At 57.9% G+C, this 20495-nt stretch carries 21 protein-coding genes; 6 read left to right on the forward strand and 15 right to left on the reverse strand.

All coding sequences use genetic code 11. From position 1 onward, the window contains the following. The first annotated feature begins 236 nt into the window (after positions 1-236). Positions 237-1043, forward strand: a complete 807-nt coding sequence (locus RHN82_RS08370) for a dienelactone hydrolase family protein (RefSeq protein WP_003860793.1) — start codon at positions 237-239, stop codon at positions 1041-1043. A gap of 47 nt (positions 1044-1090) precedes the next feature. On the opposite strand, the gene metE is transcribed toward RHN82_RS08370, so the two are convergent. Continuing rightward, positions 1091-3352, reverse strand: coding sequence for a 5-methyltetrahydropteroyltriglutamate--homocysteine S-methyltransferase (metE, locus tag RHN82_RS08375; RefSeq protein WP_047050420.1), 2262 nt, complete (start codon positions 3350-3352; stop codon positions 1091-1093). Between the two features lie 116 nt (positions 3353-3468). Here metE and metR point away from each other — a divergent pair, with 116 nt between their 5' ends. Beyond that, entirely contained in the window at positions 3469-4422 is a 954-nt protein-coding gene (gene metR, locus RHN82_RS08380) for an HTH-type transcriptional regulator MetR (protein WP_045333508.1), read from the forward strand. On the opposite strand, the gene RHN82_RS08385 is transcribed toward metR, so the two are convergent. From RHN82_RS08385 to pldB, 3 genes are all read right to left on the reverse strand, one after another. Next, positions 4310-5209 carry a carboxylate/amino acid/amine transporter gene (locus RHN82_RS08385; RefSeq protein ID WP_047050419.1) on the reverse strand — a complete coding sequence of 300 codons (900 nt, stop codon included), beginning with the start codon at positions 5207-5209 and terminating at the stop codon, positions 4310-4312. The two genes, metR and RHN82_RS08385, sit on opposite strands and share 113 nt — an antisense overlap. A gap of 82 nt (positions 5210-5291) precedes the next feature. After that, positions 5292-6092 (reverse strand): sugar/pyridoxal phosphate phosphatase YigL, encoded by an 801-nt coding sequence (yigL, locus tag RHN82_RS08390; RefSeq protein WP_047050418.1) that lies wholly within the window; start codon positions 6090-6092, stop codon positions 5292-5294. 31 nt (positions 6093-6123) lie between these two features. Next, entirely contained in the window at positions 6124-7116 is a 993-nt protein-coding gene (gene pldB / locus RHN82_RS08395) for a lysophospholipase L2 (RefSeq protein ID WP_015570002.1), read from the reverse strand. Between the two features lie 111 nt (positions 7117-7227). Here pldB and rhtB point away from each other — a divergent pair, with 111 nt between their 5' ends. Then, positions 7228-7848, forward strand: a complete 621-nt coding sequence (gene rhtB / locus RHN82_RS08400; protein ID WP_047050417.1) for a homoserine/homoserine lactone efflux protein — start codon at positions 7228-7230, stop codon at positions 7846-7848. Here rhtB and rhtC read toward each other — a convergent pair. The 3 genes from rhtC to pldA form a co-directional block, all read right to left on the reverse strand. Further along, positions 7845-8465, reverse strand: a complete 621-nt coding sequence (gene rhtC, locus RHN82_RS08405; protein ID WP_006179256.1) for a threonine export protein RhtC — start codon at positions 8463-8465, stop codon at positions 7845-7847. The two genes, rhtB and rhtC, sit on opposite strands and share 4 nt — an antisense overlap. A 61-nt stretch (positions 8466-8526) precedes the next feature. Next, complete coding sequence (gene recQ, locus RHN82_RS08410) at positions 8527-10356, reverse strand: ATP-dependent DNA helicase RecQ (RefSeq protein ID WP_032646811.1); 1830 nt, start codon at positions 10354-10356, stop codon at positions 8527-8529. A 90-nt stretch (positions 10357-10446) separates the two neighbouring features. After that, complete coding sequence (gene pldA / locus RHN82_RS08415; protein WP_003860803.1) at positions 10447-11316, reverse strand: phospholipase A; 870 nt, start codon at positions 11314-11316, stop codon at positions 10447-10449. A 160-nt stretch (positions 11317-11476) separates the two neighbouring features. Between pldA and yigI the strand changes: the two genes are divergently transcribed. Both yigI and rarD read left to right on the forward strand, forming a co-directional pair. Beyond that, complete coding sequence (yigI, locus tag RHN82_RS08420) at positions 11477-11944, forward strand: acyl-CoA thioesterase YigI (protein WP_006812366.1); 468 nt, start codon at positions 11477-11479, stop codon at positions 11942-11944. Between the two features lie 51 nt (positions 11945-11995). Further along, positions 11996-12892 (forward strand): EamA family transporter RarD, encoded by an 897-nt coding sequence (gene rarD, locus RHN82_RS08425; protein ID WP_047050413.1) that lies wholly within the window; start codon positions 11996-11998, stop codon positions 12890-12892. 83 nt (positions 12893-12975) lie between these two features. Here rarD and corA read toward each other — a convergent pair whose 3' ends face one another. From corA to lptM, 8 genes are all read right to left on the reverse strand, one after another. Further along, the gene (gene corA / locus RHN82_RS08430; protein ID WP_003860807.1) at positions 12976-13926 is read right to left on the reverse strand and encodes a magnesium/cobalt transporter CorA; all 951 of its coding nucleotides are present in this window, start codon (positions 13924-13926) and stop codon (positions 12976-12978) included. A gap of 150 nt (positions 13927-14076) precedes the next feature. Beyond that, a complete protein-coding gene (gene ysgD, locus RHN82_RS08435; RefSeq protein ID WP_212743980.1) occupies positions 14077-14133 on the reverse strand; it encodes a YsgD/CorL family protein in 57 nt (18 codons plus the stop codon). Positions 14134-14282: 149 nt separating this feature from the next. Next, positions 14283-16445 carry a DNA helicase II gene (gene uvrD / locus RHN82_RS08440; RefSeq protein ID WP_017383586.1) on the reverse strand — a complete coding sequence of 721 codons (2163 nt, stop codon included), beginning with the start codon at positions 16443-16445 and terminating at the stop codon, positions 14283-14285. A gap of 79 nt (positions 16446-16524) precedes the next feature. Then, a complete protein-coding gene (gene yigB, locus RHN82_RS08445; protein ID WP_047050411.1) occupies positions 16525-17241 on the reverse strand; it encodes a 5-amino-6-(5-phospho-D-ribitylamino)uracil phosphatase YigB in 717 nt (238 codons plus the stop codon). After that, positions 17241-18143 carry a tyrosine recombinase XerC gene (gene xerC / locus RHN82_RS08450; RefSeq protein WP_047050410.1) on the reverse strand — a complete coding sequence of 301 codons (903 nt, stop codon included), beginning with the start codon at positions 18141-18143 and terminating at the stop codon, positions 17241-17243. Before xerC ends, yigB begins: the two co-directional genes overlap by 1 nt. After that, positions 18140-18847 (reverse strand): DUF484 domain-containing protein, encoded by a 708-nt coding sequence (locus RHN82_RS08455; RefSeq protein WP_023295731.1) that lies wholly within the window; start codon positions 18845-18847, stop codon positions 18140-18142. The genes xerC and RHN82_RS08455 overlap by 4 nt, the downstream gene beginning before the upstream one ends. Beyond that, positions 18844-19668, reverse strand: a complete 825-nt coding sequence (gene dapF / locus RHN82_RS08460) for a diaminopimelate epimerase (RefSeq protein ID WP_017383590.1) — start codon at positions 19666-19668, stop codon at positions 18844-18846. Before dapF ends, RHN82_RS08455 begins: the two co-directional genes overlap by 4 nt. 35 nt (positions 19669-19703) lie before the next feature. Next, positions 19704-19907 carry an LPS translocon maturation chaperone LptM gene (lptM, locus tag RHN82_RS08465; RefSeq protein ID WP_003860815.1) on the reverse strand — a complete coding sequence of 68 codons (204 nt, stop codon included), beginning with the start codon at positions 19905-19907 and terminating at the stop codon, positions 19704-19706. Between the two features lie 135 nt (positions 19908-20042). Between lptM and cyaY the strand changes: the two genes are divergently transcribed. Beyond that, positions 20043-20363, forward strand: coding sequence for an iron donor protein CyaY (cyaY, locus tag RHN82_RS08470; protein ID WP_006812374.1), 321 nt, complete (start codon positions 20043-20045; stop codon positions 20361-20363). Positions 20364-20495 lie beyond the last annotated feature (132 nt).

Below are 20495 nucleotides of genomic sequence, written 5' to 3' on the forward strand. Positions count from 1 at the left end.
TTGTCAGAAGAAGTAAAACGGTACTTTACAGAAGCAATGCGCATCATTTCGTGACACACCTCACCATGAATGAAAATGATTGCAGTTAATTTCCATAAAATAGTGATTCACATCACATTAACAAGTTATATCGCCGGGTGCTGCACAAAAGATAGACGCTATAAGGCACTGTGGGTTGTTAACCTGGTGTCTATATTTATCTTTGCGCTAATCCATTCATTGGTACGGAGAATGCCATGACTGAAAAAACCGGTTTTGCACCTGCTGCGGCCCCGCACGCTTCAACCATCGTCTCAACCCCTGAAGAAGCCATTACCGCAGGCGAGACCTCCATTCCCTCCCAGGGGGAGAACATGCCAGCGTACCACGCGCGGCCAAAATCTGCCGATGGCCCGCTGCCCATCGTGATCGTGGTGCAGGAAATATTTGGTGTTCATGAACATATTCGCGACCTCTGCCGCCGACTGGCGCTGGAAGGTTACCTGGCCGTTGCGCCGGAACTCTATTTCCGTCAGGGCGATCCGAATGATTACAGTGACATCCCGACGCTGTTCAGCAACCTGGTCAGCAAAGTGCCGGACGCACAGGTGCTGGCCGATCTCGACCACGTTGCCAGCTGGGCGGCGCGCAACGGTGGCGACCCGCACCGTCTGATGGTGACCGGCTTCTGCTGGGGCGGACGCATTAGCTGGCTGTATGCCGCGCACAACCCGCAGCTGAAAGCCGCTGTGGCCTGGTACGGCAAACTGGTGGGTGAAAAGACTCTGAACTCGCCGAAGCATCCGGTTGATATCGCCACCGATCTCAATGCCCCGGTGTTAGGGCTGTATGGCGGCCAGGATACCGGCATTCCGCTTGATACCGTCGAGACCATGCGCCACGCGCTGCGGGCGGCAAACGCGAAGGCCGAAATCGTGGTGTACCCGGATGCGGGACACGCGTTTAATGCCGATTATCGTCCGAGCTATCACGCAGAATCGGCGAAAGATGGCTGGCAGAGAATGCTGGCGTGGTTCAGCCAGTACGGCGGGAAGAAAGCGTAATACAAAAAGCCCGGTGGCGGCTGCGCCAACCGGGCAATCCAGCCCAACTACGCCTGACGCAAATTCTGCGCCGCCTGCACCATGTTCGCCAGCGCCGCGCGGGTTTCAGGCCAGCCGCGGGTTTTCAGGCCGCAGTCCGGGTTTACCCACAGACGTTCCGCCGGGATGCGCTGGGCCGCTTTTCTCAGCAGCGCTTCAATCCACTCCACGCTCGGCACGTTAGGAGAGTGAATGTCGTACACGCCCGGCCCGATTTCGTTCGGGTAGTCGAACTCTTCGAACGACTCCAGCAGCTCCATGTCTGAACGCGAGGTCTCGATGGTGATCACATCGGCGTCGAGCGCGGCAATGGCGTCCATGATGTCGTTAAATTCGCAGTAACACATGTGGGTGTGGATCTGCGTGTCGTCCTTCGCGACGGCCGCGTTGAGGCGGAACGCCTCCACGCCCCACGTCAGATAAGCATCCCAGTCGCTGCGACGCAGCGGCAGGCCTTCACGCAGCGCCGGTTCGTCGATCTGAATGATGCCAATCCCCGCCGCTTCCAGATCCGCCACTTCATCACGCAGCGCCAGGGCGATCTGTTTGGCGATGGTTTCCCGGGATACATCTTCACGCGGGAACGACCAGCAGAGAATGGTCACCGGCCCCGTCAGCATGCCTTTTACCGGTTTGTCGGTCAGAGACTGGGCATACTTCGCCCACTCCACGGTGATCGCTTCCGGGCGGCTGACGTCGCCGATCACCACCGGCGGCTTCACGCAGCGGGAGCCGTAGCTTTGCACCCAGCCGTTCTGAGTAAAGACGAAGCCGTCCAGGTGTTCACCGAAGTATTCCACCATATCGTTACGCTCGGCCTCGCCGTGCACCAGCACGTCCAGACCCAGACGTTCCTGCTCGACGATTGCCTGTTTGATGTGTTCCGCAATGCCGGTGCGGTAGTGATTCGCATCCAGATTGCCCTTTTTGAAGTCCAGACGCAGGCCGCGGATCTCGGTAGTCTGCGGGAAGGAGCCGATGGTTGTGGTCGGCCACGCGGGCAGGTTAAAGCGCGCACGCTGGGCTTCGGCGCGCACTTCATACGGGCTCTGGCGCTGGCTGTCCCGGGCAGTGATGGCCGCCAGACGTTTTTCCACCACAGGGTTATGCACGCGCGTCGAGTGACGGCGCGCCTGGATCGGCGCGCTCCAGTCGGTAATCGCTGCCGTGTCGCCGCTGTTTAACGCGTCGCGCAGCAGAGCCAGCTCCTCACATTTTTGCAGGGCGAAGGCAAACCAGCTTTTCACCTCAGGGTCGAGTCGGGTCTCCACGCTCAGGTCGATCGGGCTGTGCAGCAGGGAACAGGAAGAGGCTACCCACAATTCACGTTTACCGACAATATCCTTAATTTGTGCATATTTCTCAGTGAGATCGGCGCGCCAGACGTTACGACCATTCACCAGACCGGCAGAGAGCAGCCACTCCGCAGGCAGACGCTTGTGCAACTCTGCCACATCGTCTTTGCCGTGAACGAGATCAACGTGCAGACCCTGAACCGGCAGCGCAGTAATGGTGTCGAGGTTAGGCGTTACGCCCTCGAAATAGGTGGTCAGCAGCAGCTTCACCTGGCCCGTGAGCGCGTCATACGCCGGTTTGAAGGCATCCAGCCACGCCTGCGGCAGCTCAAGCACCAGCGCCGGTTCATCGATTTGCACCCACTGAATACCGCGCTTACCCAGCTCAATCAGAACCTGCTTATAAACCGGCAGAATAGCGTTCAGCAGGCTGAGGCGGTCGAACTGCTCGCCTTTCACTTTGCCCAGCCACAGGTAGGTGACCGGCCCCAGCAGCACGGGTTTCACCTGGTGACCCAGCGCCAGCGCTTCGTCCACTTCATCCAGAAGCTGGGTCCAGGTCAGTTTGAACTGCTGGCCCTTAACGAACTCCGGCACCATATAGTGATAGTTGGTGTTAAACCACTTGGTCATTTCCGCCGCTGCCGCTGGCTCACCCGTTGGCGCGCGGCCACGGCCGATGCGGAACAGGGTATCGATATCCACCGATCCATCGTTGTTCTGATGACGAGCCGGCACGTTGCCAAGCAGCAGGCTGGTGGTCAGAACATGGTCGTACCAGGCGAAATCGCCCACCGGCAGCAGGTCTACGCCCGCCTGTTTTTGCTGATCCCAGTGACGGGCGCGCAGCTCGCGTCCCACGGCCAGCAGTTCTTCGCGGGTGGCGTTACCCGCCCAGTAGCTTTCTTGCGCTTTTTTCAGCTCGCGACGCAGGCCAACGCGAGGGAAACCGAGAGTGTGAGTGCGGATTGTCATGGCATACCCCTTGTAGAAATTCGTTATTTAGACGTCCAGATGTTTACACTTCTATAATTGGCAGGTACTGTATATTCCTCAAGCGCAAAATGTTCATGCCGAAGTGAAGGACTTTCATGATCGAGATTAAACACCTGAAAACGCTACAAGCGTTGCGGAATTGCGGTTCTCTTGCGGCGGCAGCGGCCACGCTGCACCAGACTCAGTCTGCCCTTTCTCACCAGTTCAGCGATCTGGAACAACGCCTCGGCTTTCGTCTTTTTGTGCGTAAGAGCCAGCCTTTGCGCTTTACGCCGCAGGGCGAAATTTTGCTTCAGCTGGCGAACCAGGTGCTGCCGCAGATTGCCAGCGCGTTGCAGTCCTGCAACGAGCCGCAGCAGACCACCCTGCGCATCGCCATTGAGTGTCACAGCTGTATTCAGTGGCTGACCCCCGCGCTTGAGAACTTCCGCCAGAAGTGGCCGCAGGTGGAGATGGACTTCAAATCCGGCGTCACGTTTGATCCGCAGCCGTCGCTTCAGCAGGGTGAGCTGGATCTGGTGATGACCTCAGATATTTTGCCGCGCAGCGGTCTGCACTATTCGCCAATGTTTGATTTTGAGGTGCGTCTGGTGCTGGCCCCGGACCATCCGCTGGCCGCCAAAACGCGCATCACGCCGGAGGATCTGGCAACGGAGACGCTGCTGATTTACCCGGTACAGCGCAGTCGTCTGGATATCTGGCGCCATTTCCTGCAACCCGCGGGCATCAGCCCACAGCTGAAAAGCGTGGATAACACGCTGCTGTTAATTCAGATGGTGGCGGCCAGAATGGGGATTGCGGCGCTGCCGCACTGGGTGGTCGAGACGGTTGAACGCCAGGGTCTGGTGGTCACCAAAACCCTGGGGGAAGGACTGTGGAGCCGGCTGTACGCCGCCGTGCGCGACGGCGAACAGCGTCAGCCGATTACGGAAGCGTTTATTCGCTCAGCGCGGAACCACGCGTGCGACCATCTTCCGTTTGTGCGGAGCGCGGAGCGACCCAGCGGCGATGGACCCACAGCGAAGCCAGGATCACCGTTCCCCCAATAAGAAAGCTCGGCCAGTGCGGCTGCTCCTGCCAGATGGCGAGGTTCACCAGTAGCCCCGCCGGAACATGCACGTTGTTCATGATCCCCAGCGTCCCGGCGTCTACCTGCGTAGCGCCGTAGTTCCACATGAAGTACCCCAGCCCCGACGCCACCACGCCCAGCCAGACCAGAACGCTCCACTGCACGGGGGTGGTCGGCAGCTTTTGCGGATTACCGAGCATAAACCACGCCGCTACCGCGACAATCGCCGCGCCCATATAGAACCACGCAAACGCGTTATGCTGCGGCATCGGGCGGGTCTCCATCAGGCGTTTGTAACCCACCATCCCGATGGCGAAGCTGATATTGGCCAGCTGGACGAACATCAGCCCGGTCCAGAAGTGATCGCTTACCTTGTCATAGCGAATAATCGCAGCGCCAATGACTGCCAGCGCAGCGCTCAGCAGATATCCCCAGCGCAAACGGCGCCTGCTGAGCAAGTCATAAATCAGCGTGATGTAGAGCGGCGTCAGCACGGTGAAGAGCAGAAATTCCGAGACGGACAGGTAAACGTAGGCCCGGAAGCTGAACAGGTACATGATGCCGAGCTGCATCGCGCCTACCAGCATGTACAGCAGAATGGTTTTTAGCGACTGCCCGCGGGTACGCAGGAACGGCAGGAACACCAGCGCCGCCAGCCCCACGCGCATCAGCACCGAGAAGTAGCTGTCGACCGATCCGGCAAGGTATTCGCCAATCAGGCTAAAGGAGAAGGCCCACAGGATAGTGGTGATAATGAGTAGCGCCACAATGCTTGTCTCTCAGAAAGAAGGAGAGGCATTGTAGCGAACTCTTTAGTTGACATCTGAACAATAAACAATCAATTGAAGATTATTCAAGGAACAGTTTACGCAGATACATAGGCACGGCGTTATCGCCGTTGGTGCCGATCACTTCCAGCTCCGGGTGCAGATCTTTCAGGCGCTGATGCGCGTTCTGCATGATGCAGCCTTTACCCGCCATGGAGAGCATCTCGGCATCGTTCATGCCATCGCCAAAGGCAATACAGTCTTTCAGATCAAAGCCCAGCCGTTTCGCTACCGCTTCCAGCGCGTGACCTTTGGACACCCCGCCCGCCATCACTTCCAGACAGGTCAGTGTGGAGAAGCTCACGTTCACGCGGTCGCCCCAGCGGGCGTTGATCGCCTGCTCCAGCGGCAGTAACTCCTCATGATTTACACAGGTGAAGAACACCTTACTGATCCCTTCCGGCTCCAGCAGACCCGGCTCGTACAGTGAGTACTGGAATACGGCTTCCTTGAAAAAGCGCATCTCTTCCGGGCGGTGGCGGTTCATAAACCACTCGTCGTCGCGGTAAACGTTAGTGACGATATCCGGGTTGTTATGCACAATGCCGAACAAATCGGTGGCGATGTCGCGATCGAGATTGTGGGTAAAAATCAGGTTGCCGTCCGTGTCATGTACGCGCGCACCGTTGGAGGTGATCATGTACGACTTGATCTCCAGGTTATCGCGGATCTGCCCCACGTCCACGTGGTGGCGGCCAGTGGCGAACACAAAGTTCACGCCACGGGCAGTCAGGAGTTTTAAGGTCTCTTTCGCATAAGGCGACAGGGTGTGGTCGGGGGAAAGCAGCGTGCCATCTAAATCAGATGCAACAACCTGGTACATAGGGATTTCAACCTCTGGTGGAAAACAATAATCAGTTATGCCTGTTGAAAAATTCAACAATGGCGTTGAGCGCGACTGAGCGCATAGCGTCCTTTTCAAAAAGGATCTCATGGTACGCACCGTTGATGACCAGCGGTTTACCCCCTTCACAGGGATGGCCCGCAGCGGCGCGAAGTTCACAATAGCGGTCATGCATGCGGTTATCCACCACACGCTCTTCTTCCGCCTGGATCAGGAGCGTCGGCGTGTCATCATCGCCTACGCCCGCCAGCACCTGCTCACCGGCATGAATACCTTCCCGCACCCAGTGCCAGGTGGGGCCGCCGACCCGCAGACGCGGTTCATCGGCATAAAAACGCAGGTTGCGGCGATAACGCTGCCGACTGTGGGTTAAAACGTTGATGGCAAACGGCAATGCCCGCCAGCGTCCTGTTCCGATGGCATAGCCTTCTCGAATGCGCTGATGGCCCTCAGCCCAGTCGAGAAGATGGCGCACCATCCAGTCAGGAAAACGTATCACAATGCCGTACATCGGCGCGGTCAGCGCAATGGCGTCGCACTGGTGCTTATGGCGCTGCAAAAACAACGTCGAGATCGCGCCCCCCATGGAGTGGGCAAGAATATAACGCTTGCGCCACGGTCCGGGCTGCACTTCCTGCTGCCAGAACGCGGCCAGATCGTCGACGTAATCGCTGAAGTTATCCACGTGGCCGCGATGGGTATCCGGCAACATCCGGCCGGAAAGCCCCTGCCCGCGATGGTCGATAATTAACACATCAAAGCCCAGATGGAACAGGTCATACGCCAGCTCGGCATATTTGATATAGCTTTCGATGCGCCCGGGGCAGACCACAATCACCCGGTCATTTTTTTCATCACGGAAACGAACGAAGCGTACCGGGATTTCCCCGACGCCCATAAACTCATCTTCCTCACGCTGGCGCCAGAAATCGGTCAGCGGCCCCATGGAGAAAGCAGCAAATGCGTTTTCTCGTGTTTCCCAGTCCTTTTTCTGCTGAAACATTGGGTTTCCACCCCCCGTAATTCAGGGAATATCGTTTTTTTCGTCACCGGTCACAAAATGACTCAACAATAGCGTATTGTGGCATAAAAACAGACGATCCGGGAGTTTCAAATGACCTTCGAGTGGTGGTTCGCTTACCTGCTGACATCCATCATCCTCAGCCTTTCACCTGGCTCGGGCGCAATCAACACCATGAGCACCTCCATTAATCACGGCTATCGCGGCGCGGCGGCGTCAATCGCCGGTTTACAGACCGGGCTTGGCATTCACATCGTGCTGGTGGGGATTGGTCTGGGCACGCTGTTCTCCCGTTCGGTGCTGGCCTTCGAGGTGCTGAAATGGGCTGGCGCAGCGTATCTTATCTGGCTGGGTATTCAGCAGTGGCGCGCCGCAGGCTCGATTGATCTGCATACGCTCTCCCGGACGCAAACGCGCGGCCACCTGTTTAAGCGCGCGGTGTTCGTTAACCTGACCAACCCGAAAAGCATCGTGTTCCTCGCTGCCCTGTTCCCGCAGTTTATCGTGCCGCATCAGCCACAGGTGATGCAGTACGTGGTGCTGGGCGCGACCACCATTATTGTCGATATCATTGTGATGATTGGTTACGCGACGCTGGCGCAGCGAATTGCGGCGTGGATCAAAGGGCCTAAGCAGATGAAGGCCCTGAACAAAGTCTTTGGTTCGCTGTTTATGCTGGTTGGCGCGCTGCTTGCGTCAGCGCGTCATGCTTAGCGAGAAATGATGAGATGAATGCCGAAGCCGGCGAACAGCGCGCCGGCAAAGCCGTCGATCCACTTCGCGATGCGCTGGTAGCCGCGACGCATCGCCGGTAAGGCAAACAGGCTTGCCACAACGGTAAACCAGGCGAACGTCTCAACAACGATCAGCAGGAAGATCCCCCAGCGCGCGCCCGCGCCGACGTTATCCCCCACAAACAGCGAGAACACAGAGCCGAAGTAGATAATCGCTTTCGGGTTCGCCAGGTTGGTCAGCAGCCCCTTCACAAAGCTGCGGCCGCCCGTTGCCAGCTCAACCTTTGGCTCTTCCGGCTTTTTCTCTTCTTTCTTCAGCGCCCCGCGCAGCATCTGGTAGCCCATCCAGCACAGGTACAGACCGCCGCCGACCATGATGATGTTATGCAGCCACGCCATTTTCGCCAGGATCAGGTTCAGACCGAGCAGCGCAACCGCCGCCCAGACCATGACGCCCATGGTAATACCGAGCACACCCATCATCGCCTCTTTGCGGGAGCGGCTGACGGCCGTTTGCGACACGAAGAAAAAGTCAGGGCCAGGGCTCATCAGCGCAACGATGTGCACTAACGCCACGGTGAGAAATAGCATTAACATAATTAGCTCGCGGGGAAATAATACAGTGAGTCACCATCCTGGCACTTTTTCGCCCGGCTGACTACTCCTCATCATCACCATCAGCGTGGGAACGGATGAGCGCCATAAACTCTTTACCAAAGCGCTCCAGCTTACGCGTGCCGACGCCGTTGACGCTGAGCATCTCGCTGGCGCTGAGCGGCATTTGCTCGGCCATCTCGATAAGCGTCGCGTCGTTGAACACCACGTATGGCGGGATGTTCTCTTCATCGGCAATGGCTTTACGCAGCTTACGCAGCTTGGCGAACAGCTTGCGGTCGTAGTTGCCGCCGTAGGATTTTTGCATCACGCGCGGCTTCAGGGCGACGACGCGCGGAACGGCGAGCTTCAGCTCCACCTCGCCACGCAGGACCGGTCGCGCCGCTTCGGTCAACTGAAGCGCGGAGTGCTGGGCAATATTTTGCGTGGCAAAGCCGAGATGGATCAGCTGGCGGATGATACTCACCCAGTGCTCATGGCTCTGGTCTTTCCCGATGCCGTAAACCGGCAGCTTGTCGTGACCCATATCGCGGATACGCTGGTTGTTAGCCCCGCGCAGCACTTCAACGACGTAGCCCATCCCAAAGCGCTGGTTCACGCGTCCGATAGTCGAGAGCGCCTTACGCGCGTCCATCAGGCCATCGTACTGCTTCGGCGGGTCGAGGCAGATATCGCAGTTGCCGCACGGCGCCTGACGCCCTTCACCAAAGTAGTTGAGCAGCACCAGACGGCGGCAGGTTTGCGCTTCGGCGAAGGCACCCATCGCGTTAAGCTTGTGCCGTTCGATATCCTGCAACTGCCCCTGCGGTTTCTCCTCAAGACAGCGGCGCAGCCACGCCATATCCGCCGGATCGTAAAACAGCATCGCTTCCGCAGGCAGGCCGTCACGCCCGGCGCGGCCGGTTTCCTGATAGTAGGATTCGATATTGCGCGGAATGTCGAAATGCACCACAAAGCGCACGTTGGGCTTGTTGATTCCCATCCCGAACGCTACCGTTGCGACCACGATTTGCAGGTCATCGCGCTGGAATTTCTCCTGCACGTCGGCGCGGATATGGTTCTCCAGCCCGGCATGATAGGCCGCGGCGCTAAAGCCACGGTTTTGCAGACGCGCGGCGGTGTCTTCCACCTTCGCCCGGCTGTTGCAGTAGATGATGCCGGACTTACCGCGCTGCTCCTGCACGTAGCGTAAGAGCTGATCCAGCGGCTTGAACTTCTCCATCAGCATATAGCGGATGTTGGGGCGGTCGAAGCTGCTGACCTGAATATACGGGTCGTTCAGCCCCAGCAGGCGAACGATGTCCTGACGCGTGGTGTCGTCCGCCGTGGCGGTAAGCGCCATAAACGGCAGCTCGGGAAAGCGCTGACGAAGCTGACCAAGAGCGGCATATTCCGGGCGGAAATCGTGCCCCCACTGGGAGATACAGTGCGCTTCATCCACCGCCAGCAGCACCGGGTTCCAGTGCGCCAGATGATCGAGGAAGTTGTCCAGCATCAGGCGTTCTGGCGCGATATACAGCAGGCGGATCTGCCCGGTACGACACCCGGCCATTACTTCTTGCTGTTGCTCGCGGGTCTGCGTCGAGTTCAGACAGGCCGCCGCCACGCCGTTGGCAAGCAGCTGGTCGACCTGGTCTTTCATCAGGGAAATAAGGGGCGATACCACGACCGTCAGGCCGTTAAGCACCAGCGCGGGCACCTGATAGCAGAGCGATTTACCGCCGCCGGTCGGCATGACCACCAGGCAATCGCGGCCTTCCAGCACGGTTTCAATGATGGTTTCCTGGCCGGGGCGGAACTGCTGGTAGCCAAAGGTTTCATGCAAAACCTGTTTAGCCAGCGATTCCTGATTCAATACTTCCGCCTGCGCCACGTTAACCCCATATGCCAGAAATGAAACAGGCGCTATTTTCAGCGCCTGAGAGAGAAACTTCAACGTTTAACGCAAAAACATTCGAGCAGCTTAGAAAATATCGTTCAGCATCACGCCCACACCGACGCGGGTCTGGTTGAAGTTGTAGTCGATCAGCGATTCGCCATACCCGCTATACACCTGAGTATAGAGACGAACGTGTTTCGTTACCGGGTAGCTCAGGCCCAGCTCTGCGCCGCCGTAGCCGGTATTCCAGTTGTACTGGCCTTTGGCGCTCAGCACCGCGTCACCCAGCTGATAGCCCACTTTAAGCTGATAGTAGCCCATGTATTTGGTGATATCCGGGTTGTCATCGGTGCTGCCTACCACGTACCACGGCTTCACTTCCACCATGAAATTGCCGTTCTGCGCCATCAGACGCGTATAGATGCGGTTCCAGCTGCGTGAGGTTGGGTCGGAACGACCGTTGGAATCGTGGTTATAGCCCACCTCCACGTCTCGCAGCGTCCAGCCTGCAAACTCATAATCGGTGGCGAAACCGAGGAACAGCTGCGGTTCATAGTTGGTTTCGCGGAACGGTGAAGATTCCCCGCTGTTGGAGAGCTGCCACCATGACTTCTGCGTGTAAGACGCGCCAAGTACCGAGTTCGGCCCCAGGATGCCGCGCCAGAACGGGAAGGCGAGGCTGAGCTGGAACTTCACCTCATCTTTACGCGCATTATCAGACCAGTTATAGGAGCTTATCGCCTCTTTGTTGAGATCGCTGGTCTGGGTGTAGATCACGTAGTTTGTGTCATACGGGTACAGCGTGAACGGATTGTCATGCTCCTGAAGCATATTGGCGATGATGCTGCCCTTAACGGCAGGTTTATCATGCACCTCTTTGATCGTCGCTTCCTGCGCATATGCTGTGAGGGGCAGCGCAACCGCCGCCAGTAACCAACCCAGATACGTCCGCATCGGTGGTGTTCTCCTGAAATGGTGACATTTAATGAATAGTTTTGTCCGGGCATTCTACAGACTTCTGCGATAACTTCCGCTTCCTCGTTTCTTAAAGTGGCATTCCTTTATCCTGAAGCATAAAATCAACATTTTGTTAACAACAAGGATGCCACGTCAGATGTCAGCGACACTCACCGCCGAAGAAACCTTAAAGCTCGTGGGCGAGATTTTTGTGTACCACATGCCGTTCAACCGTGCACTGGGTCTTGAGCTGGAGCGATACGAAAAAGACTTCGCTCAGCTGAGTTTCAATAATCAGCCAATGATGGTCGGTAACTGGGCGCAAAGCATTTTACACGGCGGGGTGATTGCCTCCGCGCTGGACGTGGCGGCCGGTCTGGTGTGCGTGGGCAGCACGCTGACGCGCCATGACACCATCAACGAAGATGAGTTACGCCAGCGCCTGTCGCGCATGGGCACCATCGATTTACGCGTCGACTACCTGCGTCCGGGACGCGGAAACCGCTTCACCTGCACCAGCAGCCTGCTGCGCGCCGGGAATAAAGTTGCCGTCGCCCGCGTTGAGCTGCATAACGAAGAGCAGGTTTATATCGCCAGCGCAACCGCCACTTATATGGTGGGTTGAGACGGCAAATTCGGGTAAAATTACTTCACTTTTTTGTAACGGATTTTCCCGATGGATGCTAAACAGACGCGGCAGGGCGTTTTACTCGCCCTTGCCGCTTATTTTATTTGGGGTATCGCACCGGCGTACTTCAAACTTATCGCCTATGTCCCGGCGGACGAGATCCTCACTCACCGCGTCATCTGGTCGTTTTTCTTCATGATTGCGCTGATGAGTATCAGCCGTCAGTGGTCAGGCGTCAAAACGCTGCTGAAAACCCCGAAGAAGGTCTTCCTGCTCGCTCTCTCTGCGGTGCTGATTGGCGGAAACTGGCTGCTGTTTATCTGGGCGGTGAATAATCACCACATGCTCGAAGCCAGCCTGGGCTACTTTATTAACCCGCTGGTCAATATTTTGCTGGGGATGATTTTCCTCGGCGAGCGCTTTCGCCGGATGCAGTGGGTGGCGGTGATTCTGGCCTTCTGCGGCGTGCTGGTACAGCTGTGGACCTTCGGCTCACTGCCGGTTATCGCCCTGGGGCTGGCGTTCAGCTTTGCCTTCTACGGCCTGGTGCGTAAGAAGATTGCCGTGGAAGCGCAGACGGGAATGCTGTTTGAAACCCTGTGGCTGCTGCCGGTGGCGGCGATTTATCTCTTCGGCATCGCCGACAGCCCAACCAGCCATATGGGCAGCAACCCATGGTCGCTGAACCTGATGCTGATGGCCGCGGGCGTGGTCACGACGATCCCCCTGCTGTGCTTCACCGGCGCGGCAACGCGTCTGCGCCTCTCCACGCTGGGCTTCTTCCAGTACATTGGCCCGACGCTGATGTTCCTGCTGGCGGTGGTGTTTTACGACGAGGTGCCGGGTGCGGATAAGATGGTGACGTTCGCCTTTATCTGGGTGGCGCTGGCCATCTTTGTTGCGGATGCGATTTATACCCAGCGCAGGGTGCGCAAAGGGCTGTGATGTTGCCCTCACCCTAACCCTCTCCCACAGGGAGAGGGAATTCGATCGTAGGGCGGGTAAGCGCAGCGCCACCCGCCAGATTTTTAAAGCCAGTTCTTCCGCTTGAAGTACAGATACGGCGCCAGCCCGGCGAGGATCATAAAGATAATCGCCCCCGGGTAGCCAAAGCTCCACTTCAGCTCCGGCATAAACTCGAAGTTCATCCCGTAGCTGGACGCCACCAGCGTCGGCGGCAGGAACACCACGGACACCACCGAGAAGATCTTGATGATGCGGTTCTGCTCGATGTTGATAAAACCCATCGCCGCCTGCATCAGGAAGTTGACCTTCTGGAACAGGGATTCGTTGTGCGGCAGCAGGGATTCGATATCGCGTAAGATCTCACGCGCCTGCTCCAGCTGACCGCCCGGCAGACGCGCCTTGCGCACCAGGAAGTTCAGCGCGCGCTGGGTATCCATCAGACACAAACGCACCTTCCAGCCGATATCTTCCAGCTCTGCCAGCGTGGACAACGCTTCGTCGTACTCATCGCCCTGATGGCCTTCCATGATCACGCGGCTCAGCTTTTCCAGGTCGCTGTAGATGTTTTCGATTTCATCCGCCAGCTGTTCGATTTTGGTTTCGAACAGATCCAGCAGCAGCTCATAGGCGTTGCCGTCCATCATCGCCTGGCTGCGGGCGCGCATACGGTAGAGACGAAACGCAGGCAGTTCGCGCTCGCGCAGGGTGAACAGGCGGCCATCGCGGATGGTAAACGCCACGGTGGAGTTCCCCGCGTGGTCTTCGGCATCTTCGAAAAAGAAGAAGGAGTGAATGTGCAGGCCGTCTTCGTCTTCAAAAAAACGGGCGGATGCTTCGATGTCTTCCAGTTCCGGGCGTGTCGCCAGGCTTTGCCCCAGTTCAGATTGTACGCGAAGGCGCTCATCGTCGTCCGGCTCGACCAGATCCACCCATACGGCATCAATGAGGGGCTGTGACTCTTCGGCTTCAAGCCGAGTCAGTCGGTTATTTTCGAGTTGAAATGCGCTCAACATGACCGGGACTCCCAATGCAAAAAATATCGGACAGTTCGGTGGGCACACAGAAACAAATTGGGTTTCAGACCATTAAACAGCCTGACTCAGCGCGACGGGAATGATGCAGTCGCTGACAACCACTAAGGCCATCAGCAAGAGGAGATAGCCTTAGGAGTTGTTCCTGGATGACAGGGAATTGAGCCAGTATCTACTGGGTGTGTCCAAGGCGAATGTCCTCTTAGCGTAATCGTGCGCGCATGTTACGCCAGCAATAACTGTGGCGTCAACACGCAACGGAACGCTGAAGGGCATTAATTGACCTTCAACGTATAAGGCTAGCAGATTATTACAAAATAGTGATATTTTTCTGAAAGTTACACACTTTCCAGCTTGGCATAGGCTGCCACCAGCCATTTGATCCCCTGCCCCTGGAACGCTACCTGCAAACGGCTGTGCTCGCCGCTGCCTTCCAGGTTGACGATGGTGCCTTCGCCAAACTTCGAGTGGCGCACGCGCTGGCCCAGCTTGTAACCGGTGTCGGTTTCAGAGATCGGCGAGCCCATACGCTGATGGCTGACCGGACGGCTGATGCTGGCGCGCAGGCGCACCTCTTCCACGCACTCTTCCGGCAGCTCGCCGATAAAGCGTGACGGACGGTGATACACCTCTTTCCCGTACAGGCGGCGGGTTTCCGCGTAGGTCAGAGTCAGTTTCTGCATCGCACGGGTCACGCCCACGTAGGCCAGACGACGCTCCTCTTCCAGACGCCCGCCTTCATCCAGCGACATCTGGCTCGGGAACATCCCCTCTTCCATCCCGACGATGAACACCTGCGGGAACTCCAGACCTTTCGCGGAGTGCAGGGTCATCAGCTGAACCGCATCCTGCCAGGTATCGGCCTGCCCTTCACCCGCCTCCAGCGCGGCGTGAGAGAGGAATGCCTGCAACGGCATCAGGTCTTCGTCTTCTTCGTTGTAGCTGAACTGGCGCGTTGCCGTCACCAGTTCCTCTAAGTTCTCAATACGGGTCTGGCCCTTCTCGCCTTTTTCCTGCTCGTACATGGTGCGCAAGCCGGAATCTTTGATCACCCGGTCGGTCTGGACGTGCAGCGGCATGTCGGCCGTTTCCTGCGCCAGCGCGTCGATTAACTCCAGGAAGCGCTGCAATGCGCTGGCGGCGCGCCCGGCGAGGGCTTTTTCCTGTAACAGCTCGCGGCACGCCTGCCACAGCGTAAGCTGACGATCGCGCGAGGCCTGACGCACCACGTCCAGCGTACGATCGCCGATGCCGCGCGTCGGCGTGTTCACCACGCGCTCAAACGCCGCATCGTCGTTACGGTTGGCAATCAGACGCAGATACGAGAGCGCATCTTTGATCTCCTGACGTTCGAAGAAGCGCATACCGCCATAAATGCGGTACGGCATGCTCACCTGCAACAGCGCCTCTTCCAGCACGCGCGACTGGGCGTTGCTGCGATAGAGAATGGCACACTGCTCCAGCGCGCCGCCGTTCTCCTGCCAGGTTTTAATGCGGTTCACCACGAAGCGGGCTTCGTCGAGCTCGTTGAAGGCGCAGTAAATCGAAATCGGTTCGCCGTCGACGCCATCGGTCCACAGCTTTTTACCCAGGCGCCCGTTGTTGTTCTCAATCAGGGCGTTGGCCGCGCTCAGAATGTTGCTGGTAGAACGGTAGTTCTGCTCCAGTCGGATGGTTTGCGCGCCGGGGAAATCGTTGAGGAAGCGCTGGATGTTTTCCACCTGCGCGCCGCGCCAGCCGTAGATAGACTGATCGTCATCGCCAACGATCATCACTTTGCCGGTATCCCCGGCCAGCAGGCGGATCCAGGCGTACTGGATGTTGTTGGTATCCTGGAATTCGTCCACCAGGATGTTGGTAAAGCGTTCACGGTAGTGTTGCAGGATATGCGGTTTGTTCAGCCACAGCTCGTGGGCGCGCAGCAGCAGCTCGGCGAAATCTACCAGACCGGCGCGATCGCACGCTTCCTGATAGGCCTTGTAGACGTTCTGCCAGGTCTGCTCGACCGGGTTACCGAAGCTCTGAATATGATGCGGACGCAGCCCTTCGTCTTTTTGACCGTTGATGTACCACATCGCCTGACGCGGCGGCCACTGCTTCTCATCGAGATTCATCGCCTTGATCAGGCGTTTCAGCAGACGGAGCTGGTCTTCGCTGTCGAGGATCTGGAAATCCTGCGGCAGGTTAGCGTCCATATGGTGCGCGCGCAGCAGGCGGTGCGCCAGGCCGTGGAAGGTGCCAACCCACATGCCGCCCTGGCTGGTGCCCATCAGCTGGGCGATACGGTGGCGCATCTCCGCCGCCGCCTTGTTGGTGAACGTCACGGCCATAATCGAGTACGGCGAGCAGTTCTCCACGCTCTGTAGCCAGGCGATACGGTGAACCAGCACGCGCGTCTTACCACTGCCCGCTCCAGCCAGTACCAGCAGGTTTGTACGCGAGGCGGCAACCGCGTCACGCTGTTTATCATTAAGGCTGTCGAGCAGGTAAGAAACGTCCATTGGCACCGTCACGTCATGGCGGGCAGGCAAATGTTTCCATTCGCCAAAACCCTGTTAATTTATACAGAACAATTGATGATTATATCAGCGTCGTGAGGGATGCCAACCGTGAAATTTCCACGTGCGGCAGAAGACGGCTATCCGGGGTAGTCATCAGATCGGCATTTTCCGGCTTGATCCAGCAGGCCTGCATGCCGCAGCGGATCGCCCCGGCGACGTCCGTGGTCAGGTCGTCGCCCACGTGCAGGATCTCACCGAGCGGCAAATCCAGTTTTTCCGCTGCCAGATGATACATATCGTTGAACGGCTTCGAGCGTCCGTGCGGGCCCGCGCGCAGCACGAACTGAAAATAGTTCCCCAGACCAAACAGTTCAGGCTGAGCGTTGCCGTTGGTGATGGCCACCAGCGGCCACTTTTCGGCGAGCTTCGCCAGCGTGTCGTGGGTCTCCTGCGGCACGTCGATCCGACTGCGCCATTTGGCGAAGTTTTCCATGGCCGCTTCGGCACCCGTGGCCGCGTCCTGCGCGCTCAGGCCGGCATTAAGCATCGCCTGCTCAACCGCACGGCGGCGCCATTCGGTCACGTCGTGGTAAATCTCCGGTTCGGTTTCCCGCAGGGACTGACGCAGCTTCTGGAAGTCTTTGTTCTGCATTGTTTTCAGCGCAGGATGGTAGTTTTGCACAAACGTCAGCGACTCCTGCTCGGTACGCAGGATCACCGGACGATTGTCGTAAAGGGTGTCATCAAGATCAAACGTCAGGGCTGAGATCTGACCGAGTGGGCGGTAAAAACGCATTATTTCCCCCGTTTGGCGCGTGGATGCGCCGCGTCATACACCGAGGCAAGGTGTTGGAAGTCTAAGTGGGTATAGATTTGGGTGGTCGACAGATTCGCGTGACCAAGCAGCTCCTGTACGCCGCGCAGGTCGCCGCTTGATTCCAGCATGTGCGTCGCAAAGGAGTGGCGCAGCTTGTGGGGGTGAACGTGGCTGTTCAGCCCCTGCTTAATGCCCCACTCCGCAAAGCGCTTCTGCACGTTACGCGCCGAGATCCGCTTGCCGAGTTTCGACAGGAACAGCGCATCTTCGTCGGCGCCAAACAGCCCGCGCAGATCCAGCCAGTGCTCAATCCAGGAGACCGCGTTGCGGCCGATCGGCAGGCGGCGCTCTTTGTTGCCCTTGCCCATTACCCACACTTCGCCCGTTTCCAGGTCGAGATGTTTTAAATCGAGATTGACCAGCTCAGAGAGACGCAGGCCCGCGCCGTACATCACCTCCAGCATCGCGCGGTCGCGCACGGCCAGCGGATCGTTAAGATCGATATCCAGCAGGCGGTTTACGTCGTCGACGTCGATATTTTTCGGCAGATGGCGCGGAGCTTTCGGCGTGGCGATCCCTTTCGCCGGGTTGGCTTTCAGACCGCCCTGACTGACCAGCCAGTCGAAGAAACTGCGCAGGGCAGAGAGCCGGAGCGCCAGGCTCGCCGGGCTGAGATTTTTTTTACGGCTACGCACGACGAACCCGCGTACCGTGGCGGCGTCACATTGTTGCCAGCTTTTCAGGCCGATTTCATCGGCAAGCTGCATGATGGCATCAAGCTGACGCTGATAGTTGAGCAGCGTAATAGGGCTGAGCTGGCGTTCCACACCCAGATAGCGCAGAAAGCGGTTGACGTCAGTGGCGAGCAGTCCGTCCGTCATACGCGCTCAATCCAGCGCTCCAGCAGCTCAGGCAGCATCAGGGCGATCTCCTGCAACAGTTGCGTGCCCTGCCCCTGTTCATAATGATGCGCATCGCGGCTGGTAAATAACATCACGCCCAGGTCACCATCGCGCCCCATCAGCGACATCGCCACCGAGCCGATAGCTTTGGCTTCCGGCAGCACCACCAGCAGTTCTGGCCCGTTAAGCGGCCCCAGATAGTGGTGCTCATGGCCCAGACGCTGAATGCGCAGCGGCTCAAACGCCTGACGGCTCAGCGCCAGATGGGTAAACCCGGACGGCGCGCCAATGCGCCAGCGGTCAGGGAAGAGGCGGATAGTTGCGCCTGCCAGCCCCAGCTCGCGCGCCCAGCGGTGGAAGCGATTGAGGAACTCTTCGAGACTGTGCGCGGAAGCCAGACGCGCCTGAAGGTGCAGAAGACGGTAGAACAGGCTTTCGTTATTGCTGGCCTGCTCCATCAACAGCGTCATGTTCTCTTCGAGCTGATTGATGTGGTTGCGCGAGCGCGCCATGTGCCATTCAACCAGCGACACGGTCTCGCGAACCGGATGCGGCACGCGCATCCGTTCGACGACGCGTGCATTGCGGATAAAAAACTCAGGATTGTGCAGCAGGTAATCCACAACGGCGCTGTCGTCCAGCTCCGTTACAGGTTCCCGCAGTTCTTCCCCTGGTTGCTTCATAGATGGATAAACCCGTCATAAACATGTGTCGCCGGGCCAGTCATGTACAGTGGATGACCCGCTCCTTTCCAGGCGATATCAAGCCGACCGCCTGGTAATTCCACGCGAACCTCTTCTGCCAGTAACCCCTGTGAGATACCGACGGCCACCGCCGCACAGGCACCGCTTCCGCAGGCCTGGGTTTCGCCCGCGCCGCGCTCGTAAACCCGCAGGCGAATGTGTTCACGCTTCACCACCTGCATGAAACCGATGTTCGCCCGCTCCGGGAAGCGCTCGTGGCTTTCCAGCACCGGGCCGAGCGTTTCAACCGCCGCGGTTTGCACATCATCCACCTGAATCACGCAGTGCGGGTTACCCATCGAGACGACGCCGCACAATACTGTCTGCTCGGCGGCACGCATAATATAGGTCTTTTCCGCTTTGTTGGCGCGAAACGGCACGGCAGAGGGGTCGAAGTTCGGCTCGCCCATGTTCACGCGCACCAGTTCGTCGTCGGTGACGCTGAGCACCATCCGGCCATTGGCGGTGCTGACGCGGATATCGCGCTTATTGGTCAGCCCTTTCAGCCGAACAAAGCGGGCAAAACAGCGCGCGCCATTGCCGCACTGGGACACTTCGCTGCCGTCGGCGTTAAAAATGCGGTAGTGAAAGTCCAGGTCAGGATCGTAAGGCGGCTCCACCACCAGCAGCTGGTCAAACCCCACGCCCACGTGTCGATCCGCCAGGCGACGGATCAATTCCGGGGAGAAAAAGACATTCTGCGTTACCGCGTCGACGACCATAAAGTCGTTGCCAAGGCCATGCATTTTAGAGAACTGCATCATTTGCTCCATTGCGCGGGTACAGAACGTAATTGTCAGAGATTGACCTGAGTCGGGCCGCCGTTATTGCCGCGATCGTTGGTATCCGGCGTAGATGACTCGATACCACTTTGCACCGGTTTTGTCGGCGGTGGTGCGTTTTTATCCTCTGGCGGGAAGTACAGTGGTCCCTTCAGTCCACAGCCGGTCAGGCTAAACAGAGTGACAAGAACGACAAGCGTTCGGAAGACGTTTTTCATGTAGAGGTTGCCCGTAAGTTCAAATCTGTTTCTATCATCGCAGGAGAAGACACAAAAGCAAGAGTTTGCCGCTTTCCTGCAACGGGAATTATTTAGCGTTATACTGCCGCCATCACGAAAAACAGGAATAAAACCATGAACGACAGTGAATTTCATCGCCTTGCCGATACCCTGTGGATGACCATCGAAGAGCGTATCGACGACTGGGACGGCGACAGCGATATCGATTGTGAAATCAACGGCGGGATCCTGACCTTAAGCTTCGAAAACGGCAGCAAGATTATTATTAACCGTCAGGAGCCGCTTCACCAGGTGTGGCTGGCGGCGAAACAGGGCGGTTATCACTTTGATCTGAAAGGTGACGAGTGGGTCTGCGATCGCAGCGGCGAAACGTTCTGGGATCTGCTGGAACAGGCGGCGACGGCGCAGGCGGGTGAGGCAGTGAGTTTCAGGTAGTTCTGTTGCCCGGTGGCGGCTACGCCTTACCGGGCCTACAACGGCTCAAACCGTAGGCCGGGTAAGCGTTAGCGCCACCCGGCAACAGCGGCTCAAACGTAGGCCGGGTAGGCGTCAGCGCAACCCGGCAAC

It is taken from the genome of Enterobacter cloacae complex sp. EB5, from assembly GCF_031432835.1.
GTDB classification, from domain to species: Bacteria; Pseudomonadota; Gammaproteobacteria; order Enterobacterales; family Enterobacteriaceae; genus Enterobacter; species Enterobacter hormaechei_C.